Here is a 2,886-nt window from a genome sequence, read left to right on the forward strand (position 1 = left end):
GGCGGGCGCGACCGTGATCGAGCGTTGCGAAGTCATGCAGGTGGGCCACGATGGCCGCGACTTCGTGGCCGAAGCGCGGCAGGGCGGCGAACCCTTGCAAGTGCGTGCGGAAGTGCTCATCAATTGCGCCGGTGCCTGGGCCAATCGCGTGGCGCAATCTTTTGGCGAGACCGTCCCCCTGACCAGCGGCCACCCCAGCATGGTGGTGACCGAACCGATTCCCCACTTCCTGCCCTGGAGCCTGGGCGTGGAGGGCGGCTCCATCTACTGCCGCCAGGTGGCGCGCGGCAACGTGGTGCTGGGTGGCGGCCGGGGCTACGAGCAGGATGAACTGCGCGCCCGCGCCTCGCACGATTCCATCCTCGGGCTGCTGCCGCAGGCGGCGGCCTTGCTGCCGGCGCTGCGCCATGTCCACATCATCCGCAGCTGGAGCGGGGTGGAAGGCTACCTGCCGGACCACCATCCGGTGATCGGCCCCAGCACTACGCAACTGGGCCTGCTGCATGGCTTCGGTTTCTGCGGTGCCGGTTTCCAGATCGGGCCGGCTGCCGGTGAGGCGCTGGCCGAGCTGGTACTGCATGGCCGCAGCACCATCGCGCTGGATGCTTTCTCGATTGGCCGTTTCCTGCCGCCACGTTCCGACGCTGTCGACCTGTTGTCCTCCCACCCTGAAAGGAAGATCTCATGATGTCGCTTTCCCGCACCGCTGCCCTTGCACTGTTGCTGGCCGCCACCGCTACCCAGGTGCAGGCGCAGACCCGCACGCTGTACGTCGGCATGAATGGCGGCAACATGGAGAAGACCTTCACGCAAGCGGTGTTCGCTCCCTTCGAGCAGAAGTACAACGTCAAGATTGCCGTGGTGCCCGGCGGCTCGGCCGACATCCTGGCCAAGGCCCAGGCCGCCAAGGACAAGCCGCAGATGCATCTGATGTTCCTGGACGATGGCGTGATGTATCGTGCCGTCGGCATGGGCCTGTGCGAGAAGCAGAAGCCCAATCCCAACCTGGCCAACCTGCTGCCGGTGGCGCACATCAAGGATGACCTGGCTACCGGCGTGACCATCAGCGTCACCGGCCTGGCCTACAACACCAAGGTCTATGCCGAGAAGGGCTGGGCACCCCCGACCTCGTGGCTCGACCTGGCCGATCCCAAGCTCAAGGGGCGCGTGGTGTTCCAGTCGCTGCCTTCGTCCACCTTCGGGCTGCATGCCTTCCTCGCCTTCAACCAGCTCAAGGGCGGCACGGATGCCAACGTCGATCCCGGCTTCAAGGCCTGGCCCTCGACCATCGGGCCCAATGTGCTGGAGTACATCTCCAATTCGGCCAAGATTTCCGAGATGGCACAGACCGGCGAAGCGGCCCTGTTCCCTTACACGCCCACGCAATCGACGCTCTTGAAGAGCAAGGGCGTGCCGGTGGAATACGTGCAGCCCAAGGAAGGCGCCATCGTGCTGATGGTGGCGCAGTGCGTGATCGCCAACAACACCGAGCCGCAGCTGGCGCAGGAGCTGGCGGCCTATCTGCTCTCGCCGCAGGCGCAAGCACTGGCGCTGGAAAACGGCAACTACAACCCGACCAATACCAAGGTCCAGGTCAGCGGCACGGCCGCGGCCGAGCAGGCGCGCATGAATGGCTTCGTCAAGGCCGCGCGCGCGGTGGACTGGGATGAGATCAACAAGAATCGCGCCGTGTGGAATACGCGCTGGAGCCGCACCATTGAGCGATAAGATCGGCAGCTCGTCGGCCTGAAACGCAGGAATGCGTAAATGATTTATATGATATTGCAGAACCTCTGGTAGTTTTTTACGCCACCTGCGCGGTGGCGTTTTTTTTGCGCTGATGGCGCGTGATCCCCATTTTTGTTTATCTGTGACATCGATAAATCGATGTCGATTGTGCAATGGCGCAGATAAACCACAGCAGACTGTCCCGAGGCGCGCAGTGGCGGGTAGGGCAAAAATCGCGTATAATGCATGGATCGCTCAAGAACCGAGCGGAAATCCTGATCCCCACGCGCCTTGTCGTACAGCATCTTGCAATCCGCGTGATTCGCATCTTCATCCGCTTCCCCGAGTAAAGAAACTGCGCTGCCGGTCTCGCCGCCAGCGGGTTCAACTGTCCTCCGACCTTAACGCTCCCGGCCTCCCCATGGCGTGGCCAGTCGTCAAAGCCAGAGATTGCAAATCCCCGAGCCCTTCCTCCGTGAGGTCGCGTGCTCACGCACAAGAAAGAGAAAATGGCAAAAGAAGAACTGATCGAAATGCAAGGACAAGTCTCCGAAGTCCTCCCCGACTCGCGTTTCCGCGTGGCGCTGGACAACGGCCATTCGCTGATCGCCTATACGGCTGGTCGCATGAAGAAGAATTTCATCAAGATCCTGGCGGGCGACAAGGTCACGCTGGAACTGTCTCCCTACGACCTGAACAAGGGTCGCATCATCTTCCGTCACCTGGAACAGCGCGGCCCCAGCGGCCCCCGTCCGGGTTTCCGTCGCCGCTGAGATCGCGCGGCGCATCCCTCCCACGCCCAATGGCGTGGTGCGCCGCCTGATGCCCTCCGGCCCGCCTGTCCTTCACGACGGTATGCGCCCTCCCATGATCGGTTTTGCGAAAGAAAAAAAATATGCAAGCTCCGGTCACTCATCAGGAGCAGTACAAGGGCTTTCACATTTCACTGCGCTGTCAGGGCGAGGGTGGCTTGTGGGAGGTTGCTGAAGTTCATATCGCCGACAGCGGCGGGCTGGCGCCGCCCCTGTTTCCGCGCCGCCAGCTGCCTGGCCGGTTCGATAGCGCGCTACTGGCCGTGGAGCGCGGCATGGGTTGGGCGCGGGCGGTGATCGACAATCTTGATCCGGCGCTGGATGGGGATTGGCTGAAGTGAATTGC

The 2,886-nt window shown here is 62.6% G+C and carries 5 protein-coding genes; 4 read left to right on the forward strand and 1 reads right to left on the reverse strand.

The window, feature by feature from the left end:
• Positions 1-688, forward strand: a 688-nt coding sequence (locus B3873_RS00720; protein WP_286863543.1) for an NAD(P)/FAD-dependent oxidoreductase, incomplete at its 5' end; no start/stop codon positions are given.
• The gene (locus B3873_RS00725; protein ID WP_286863544.1) at positions 685-1,728 is read left to right on the forward strand and encodes an ABC transporter substrate-binding protein; all 1,044 of its coding nucleotides are present in this window, start codon (positions 685-687) and stop codon (positions 1,726-1,728) included. The genes B3873_RS00720 and B3873_RS00725, both read left to right, overlap by 4 nt.
• 44 nt (positions 1,729-1,772) lie before the next feature.
• Here B3873_RS00725 and B3873_RS00730 read toward each other — a convergent pair whose 3' ends face one another.
• On the reverse strand, positions 1,773-2,033 hold the full coding sequence (locus tag B3873_RS00730; protein WP_286863545.1) for a hypothetical protein: 261 nt from the start codon (positions 2,031-2,033) through the stop codon (positions 1,773-1,775).
• A 204-nt stretch (positions 2,034-2,237) separates the two neighbouring features.
• Here B3873_RS00730 and infA point away from each other — a divergent pair, with 204 nt between their 5' ends.
• Positions 2,238-2,501: a translation initiation factor IF-1 gene (gene infA, locus B3873_RS00735; protein ID WP_006713209.1), complete on the forward strand. Its 264-nt coding sequence runs from the start codon at positions 2,238-2,240 to the stop codon at positions 2,499-2,501.
• Positions 2,502-2,623: 122 nt separating this feature from the next.
• The gene (locus B3873_RS00740) at positions 2,624-2,881 is read left to right on the forward strand and encodes a hypothetical protein (protein WP_134221162.1); all 258 of its coding nucleotides are present in this window, start codon (positions 2,624-2,626) and stop codon (positions 2,879-2,881) included.
• Positions 2,882-2,886 lie beyond the last annotated feature (5 nt).

This window comes from Herbaspirillum sp. UBA812 (assembly GCF_002296545.1).
Lineage (GTDB): Bacteria > Pseudomonadota > Gammaproteobacteria > Burkholderiales > Burkholderiaceae_D > Herbaspirillum > Herbaspirillum huttiense.